The organism is Alkalibaculum sporogenes (assembly GCF_009362815.1).
In the GTDB taxonomy this organism is placed as follows: Bacteria; Bacillota; Clostridia; order Eubacteriales; family Alkalibacteraceae; genus Alkalibaculum_A; species Alkalibaculum_A sporogenes.
This window is the reverse complement of sequence record NZ_WHNX01000030.1, coordinates 22120-28591: the sequence shown is the minus strand read 5'-3', so window position 1 is coordinate 28591 and position 6472 is coordinate 22120. Positions and strand designations below refer to the sequence as shown.

The window sequence follows — 6472 nt, the reverse complement described above, 5'->3', positions numbered from 1 at the left end:
GTTCATATTTTAAAGATGTTTTCTTGAATTTTTACATATCTAATGAGCCTGATAGAAAGTTATTTTTTTATTCTAGGACACAAAATTATTTACAGTCTCCTCTATGGTTCCCTTTATTTACAACTATTATCAACATTATTCTTAAACAGAGCCTACTAATATAATTAAACCTTTCATTTTCTTTTCATTTTCTTTTCATTTTCTTTGCATCTCCTTATGTTTCTAATTATTGGTTTCTGCAATTTCTCCATCTTGAAAACACTTATATGTATTACTGTAAATTTTCAAATATCATCATCTACCTTTTTCGTCTTTAAGTCAATTAATGTCAAATCAAAGAATGGAAGAAAATTATCTAAAATACATCTAAGTATAGCTGGTGAAATTAATATAACACCAATAGTCGCCAATGCACCCATTGTAACAATACTTACATACCACCGGTGACGGTTCTACTGTCTTATTTTAAGCTTTAGCTATTATATTCCGACTTATTTCAGTTACTCTTGCTATTTGCCTAATAGACGCATCTTCATTCTTTTTAATCTCTCTCAATATTTTATTTCTATTGTCTAGACTTTGATCTTTTAATGAATTACCCTGAAGTATTTCTTCTATCTTTGATTTCAATTGCTCATCTGTAATTTTTATTACTTTTTCTTCTTCATAATCAAATTTTGTTCCTTTATCTATCATAAATTTCTTAAATTCTTTAATGCTTTCTTTCTCTGATTTACCTTCAAAGTAAGTTATTATTTTTTTCTTATTCACTATATTATCTTTGTCTTTACTTATATACACATTATAACTACTCCATCGATAATCTTCAATTTTATCAACTATCTTTGCTTTTATTGGATTTTGATGTATGTATCTTAGTAATGATATTAAATATATATCGTTTTCTACCACTTGGCTTTTATATCTGTCTTGGAACAAATGTCCTTTTCTCTTGTATTTTTTATTGTACCAATATACATAACTGACACCTATTCTTTTCATAGTATCACCTATATACTCTTCTCCCTCTTTAACAAGTAAATGTAAATGGCTATCCATTATACAATACCCATATATATTAATTGCAGTAACTTCTTTCATCTTTCTTAATAAATCTATATATTTTTCTTTGTCTTCATCCTCTAAAAATATATTCTCATTGTTTATTCCACGTACCATTATATGATATATCCCAGTTGAACTTTTTTTACGTGCTTGTCTTGACATACTACCTCTCCCCTTCAATAAAAATATACCATATATTTTTAAATAAGACAATAGAACCGTCCCCTTTGGCTTTGCATACCTATAGGTTTATCAAAAAAACGTAGTCACTTATGGTACGGTTCACCGTAATACATCTAAATGAAGTTTTTTGTATGTGGTATTAGCCCCTTATAAGCATCAATAACAGCTCTATCCTATCTACCTTATACCTTTTGCTAAATGATACTTTAAAGTTAGTTCTGCTTCTTTATCCTCCTAATACAATAATATAAGCATATATAAAAAGACTATTTCTTAATAGCCTTAGATATTTATCATTCGTGTATTTACTTCTTTCGCAGCAGCTTTTAATAGCTAATTGGTTTAACCAATTTCCCAACTTTTAATAGGCTAATTTCTATATTATTTCCCTATACTGTTGTATACAGCTAATGCATCAGTAATATTATACTGTTTCGAATTCTGATCTCCTTTTGCACCCGCTGTAATCAGAATATATTCTTGATTACCCACTTTGGCGAGACTCACGAGACATAGACCAGCTTCATCGGTATATCCGGTTTTTCCTCCCAAAATTTCCCCTCCGGTAATTCTTGTGTTGCCGAGTTTTTCAAACATTGTGCTATAAAAGGTTATTCCATCAGCGTGTTTATTCGTAGGTTTCGTGGAGTGACGGGATGAAGTGAAGATTTCACGAAATATATCATTCTGCAGCGCATACTTAAGAAGAACAGTGAGATCCTCCGCTGTTGTATAATGGTTTTCGTCATGGAGCCCGGCAGTATTGGTAAAATGGGTATTATCCATTCCCAGGTCTGCTGCCTTTTGATTCATCATCTTTACAAATGACTGTTCCGAACCCGCAATTTGATCTGCAAGCCCAATACCAGCCTCTGCACCGCTTGGAAGCAACACTCCGTATAAAAGGTCAATAGCCCTTACCTTCTCGTTCGGCTTGAAACCGGCCATAGAAGCGTTTGCTACGTACAGATCATTAAAGGTATAATGAGTAAGTCCAATTTCTTCCTCTAAATTTGACAGATTCTCTATTGCAACAATTGCTGTCATTATTTTTGTTAAAGACGCCGGATATAACTTTTCTCTGCTATTTTTCTCCATCAAATTGGTATTATCATTTAATCGAGTCAACATTACATAGTTACTGTGTAAATCATTCGAAGATATAGAAACAGAAGAATTCTCTGCTTTATCATCGGATTGATCATATTTTTGTACTTCTATCCTTTGCGTGTCGAATTTTGGTTCAAAAAATGATACAATACATATTAAAGTTATAGATACGCACAATAGTAATAAAAATCCCCACTTCTTCATTTTTTAGTTTCCTCCTTGTTATTCTATGTTTAAAAGAATAACAAAAACTGTTTAAAAGAAGAGTAGGGTATATCTTAAATTTTTCTTAAATCATATAATTGAATTTAATTCAACTTAATTATTTAGTTCAGTTCCCTTTGGTAATCGGACTTCGAAAATTGTATTAATGACGCTACTTTGGGCAGTAATAGAACCATTATGCTGCTCCACAATATGCTTCGCAATGAACAGGCCAATACCTGTGCTATCTTCTTGATGACTTCGCGCTTTATCTCCGGTATAGAACATATCAAAGAGGTACGGGATTTCATCCGGAGGAATACTATCTCCATAATTCACCACTTGAACTACCACTTCTTCTGCATCAATAAAACCGTTAATATCCACATACTGACCGTCATATCCATAACGTATTGCATTAGTAATAAGATTTTCAAACAGGCGTGCTATTAAATCTCCATCTCCCAAAATGGTTAAATGGGTCGTACAATTCATCCGCGTAATCAAATGTTTTTTTTCGAATACTGGGTACAATTCTTCCTTTAATTGGTTAAGTAAGTTCGTTATATTTATTCTCTTTTTTTCGACTGGAAGCATTCTATAGTTCATTCTAGTTATCTCAAACAATTCATCTATGAGACTTTCTAAACGTTGAGATTTAGTAAATGCAATCGTTAAAAAATGTCTGACTTGGTCTTTAGTCAAGCTCTCATTGTTAATGATTAAATCTAAATAACCCAAAACAGAAGTTAGCGGTGTACGAAGATCATGTGCCAAGTTTACTACTAGCTGATCCTTACTGTTTTCTGAAAAGTAACCTCTTTCTATGGCTTCTTTTAACTTTTCACTTGCGAGATTAATGTCTTTCGTAATAGCGTTAAATTCATCGTTTGATTGAATTTCAACCAGATGATGAAATTCGCCGCGTGCAAGATTTTGAATTCCTTTTGAAATCTCATTGAAATACGTGGAATAGGGCTTCGTAAGGAGAAAGAAAAACAATATTGACAATGGAATAAATATGAGTAAAAAGAAATTAATGTCTCCGATTTTATTCATAAATGATCGAAAATCGGTCAATAAATCGCCGTATTCAACTCGAGTATGATAATAATATTGAAGTATTTTAAAGATTAGATAAGTTATCGTACCTGACATAAACATACTTAAACCAAATAGCAACACCATCTTTGAACGAAAACTGCGCATCATTTTAACCATTGAATGTGTACCCCACTCCCCATACTGTCTTAATCAATTTGTCATTCCGTTTATCTTCTTCAAGTTTTTTCCGAAGGGTACGTATATGAACCATAACAGTATTTCCTCCTCCGAAGTACGCTTCACCCCACACCCTCATGAAAATATTTTCCACGCTAAAAACTTTCTTTGGATGACTCGCTAGTAAATACAAAATATCAAACTCTTTCGGGGTTAACTCGATACTTTCACTATATAGAGTAACTGTACGTTGTTCAGGTGAAATGATTAATCCACCATATTCCAGGCAATTGTTATTATCTGTATCTGTCCTATGTTGATTTAGCTTCGTATAACGTCGAATCTGAGCATTTACACGTGCTACCAATTCTATTGGGGTGAATGGTTTCGTCATATAATCATCTGCTCCAAGTACCAGTCCCTGTACTTTATCGAAATCAGATGTTTTAGCACTCAAAAATATGATTGGCATATTATGCTGTTCGCGAATGCGACGGGTTACTTCATATCCATCAATTTTCGGCATCATAATATCCAATATTAGTAAATCAAAGACCTGAGTCTCGACAACACGAATAGTTTCTTGTCCATCCGATACTTTAGTAATATGGTACCCTTCTTTTTCTAAATGAATAGCAATTAGGTCAGCAATTTCCTCTTCATCATCAGCAATTAGTATCGAAATATCTCGCATCTTCCCACTCCTAAACAAAGTATTAACAAATATCTGTTAACATACATTTATATATCCTATTTATTTTATGTTATTTCCTTTTCAAAATTTGGTCTTATTGGTACATATAAGATAAACACGGTTTTTCTACTAGACTTATATCCAACAGATTTCTTACCGTATCTATCGTTTGCAAATAATTATAGTTCTCAACGTTAACAAAGATATACATTATACGCTGTAAACAATGATAAAAAATACAACATATAAATTAACTCCATCCATCTTACCATATCACTTGACTACATCTTTATAAATACTTGTCAATTTTTTTTAGTATCCTTTACTCAAAAAACCTCATTTACTTATGGTACGGTTCACCCTTAAATATTCTAAAACCTCTATAAATTTGTTCTAGCAACATCACTCTAAACAATTGATGGGGGAATGTCATTTTAGAGAATGAAAGTTTTAATTGACTTAATCTTTTGATTTCTTCGGATAATCCTAGTGAGCCACCTATGATAAAACATAAGTGGCTTTGTCCGTTAACTGTGTATTCTTCTATCTGTTTTGATAATTCTACTGATGAAATTTGTTTGCCTTCTATCTCCATAGTAATAATAGTTGGTCCTAAAGGGATTTTGCTTAGAATTTTCTTTCCTTCTTTTTCTATTACTCCTAGCCTGTCGGCATTACTTAAATTTTCTGGAGCTTTTTCATCTGGGATTTCTATTGTCTTAAGATTGCAATACCTTCCTAGTCTTTTAACGTATTCTTCTATAGCTTGAGCATAAAACTTCTCTTTAATTTTTCCTACTGCTATTATTGTAATATTCAAGTACAGTCACGACCTTATACAAATTCTCCATTGATATACACATCACCTAATTCAATTCGATGAATAAATAATAAAACACCTTCTTTAGGGATATCTAAAAGTTCACATAATTCTTTTACTACTACTTCAGCTAATTTTTTAGCGAATTCTTCACCATTTCTCTTAGATACTCTAATAATAACTAATGGTTGATAGTGTACGTTTTGTTCCCCATGCTTATAAAATCCGTTCTCCGTAAAAATTTCCCATGATAGTATAATTTTCTTTCTATCTACTTCCATTGCATTAGAAATATTTTTATTTAACACTTCTAAATTAATCCTATCTATACTTGTCTTAGTTTTAATTGAAATATGTGGCATATTAATTCCTCCTAGTTTTTAGTGATTCTAATAATTTTGGTACTTCTTCTTCTGCATTTTCATTTATAATTTTAACTTTTACACCTGCGTCTTTTGCGGCCTCACTTATGTAACTAGCTGTAGAAGTGTAAAAAGAAGTTCCTATTATTAATAATACTTCTGCTTTTGTTACTATATCTATTGCATCATAAAGTCTAGGTATATTATCTTCATACAGAACAATATCAGGTTGCAATATCGTGACTTTACATTTAGGACAGTATAGTGATTCCTTCGTAATTATAAAATCAAACCAACTATTACATTTCGGGCAGCTTACTTTTCTTAGACTTCCATGTATCTCTATAACATCCTCTTGTCTGCTCCCTGCTCTATGATGAAGTCCATCTATATTCATAGTTACAATTGGTATAGACCATTGAGCTAAGGATATATGAGCAGAGTTTGGAAGCGCAGCATTGATAATATCATTCATCTCATTTAGTAATTTGTAAAATTCTTTTGGATAAGAGTTAAAATAACTCCTACTTAACTTATCTCGCAAATCTACCATTTCTACAAATGTCGGAACGCCACTAGCCCTTGATACTCCAGCTCCAGTTAATGCAGCTATTTTCAATATAATCACCTCTTATGCGGTTATTTGGAGAAAACTAAAATCGAAAGCTTGTTGACTATCTTCCTTATAAATTTTTAGTATTTAATAATCATTTCGTTGATTACATTATACCTTTAAACAAATATTTTACCAACACTATATCCCATCGGCATATAAATATACTTTTATTATGGTACAATATTTAATTTTGCTGT

General features: G+C 31.9%; 8 protein-coding genes. All 8 read right to left on the bottom strand.

Features of this window, described 5'->3' with window-relative positions:
• Positions 1 to 284: 284 nt before the first annotated feature.
• Entirely contained in the window at positions 285 to 419 is a 135-nt protein-coding gene (locus tag GC105_RS17530; protein WP_281350136.1) for a hypothetical protein, read from the bottom strand.
• Positions 420 to 465: 46 nt separating this feature from the next.
• On the bottom strand, positions 466 to 1227 hold the full coding sequence (locus GC105_RS13970; protein ID WP_152806023.1) for a transposase: 762 nt from the start codon (positions 1225 to 1227) through the stop codon (positions 466 to 468).
• Between the two features lie 402 nt (positions 1228 to 1629).
• The gene (locus GC105_RS13965; RefSeq protein ID WP_152806021.1) at positions 1630 to 2562 is read right to left on the bottom strand and encodes a D-alanyl-D-alanine carboxypeptidase family protein; all 933 of its coding nucleotides are present in this window, start codon (positions 2560 to 2562) and stop codon (positions 1630 to 1632) included.
• Between the two features lie 114 nt (positions 2563 to 2676).
• A complete protein-coding gene (locus GC105_RS13960) occupies positions 2677 to 3783 on the bottom strand; it encodes a sensor histidine kinase (RefSeq protein WP_152806018.1) in 1107 nt (368 codons plus the stop codon).
• On the bottom strand, positions 3776 to 4477 hold the full coding sequence (gene vanR / locus GC105_RS13955; RefSeq protein ID WP_152806016.1) for a vancomycin resistance response regulator transcription factor, VanR-F/VanR-M family: 702 nt from the start codon (positions 4475 to 4477) through the stop codon (positions 3776 to 3778). The genes GC105_RS13960 and vanR overlap by 8 nt, the downstream gene beginning before the upstream one ends.
• 340 nt (positions 4478 to 4817) lie before the next feature.
• Positions 4818 to 5297: a 23S rRNA (pseudouridine(1915)-N(3))-methyltransferase RlmH gene (rlmH, locus tag GC105_RS13950; RefSeq protein WP_152806013.1), complete on the bottom strand. Its 480-nt coding sequence runs from the start codon at positions 5295 to 5297 to the stop codon at positions 4818 to 4820.
• A 14-nt stretch (positions 5298 to 5311) separates the two neighbouring features.
• A complete protein-coding gene (locus tag GC105_RS13945; RefSeq protein ID WP_152806010.1) occupies positions 5312 to 5659 on the bottom strand; it encodes a tautomerase family protein in 348 nt (115 codons plus the stop codon).
• Position 5660: 1 nt separating this feature from the next.
• Positions 5661 to 6278 (bottom strand): Sir2 family NAD-dependent protein deacetylase, encoded by a 618-nt coding sequence (locus GC105_RS13940; protein WP_152806007.1) that lies wholly within the window; start codon positions 6276 to 6278, stop codon positions 5661 to 5663.
• Positions 6279 to 6472 lie beyond the last annotated feature (194 nt).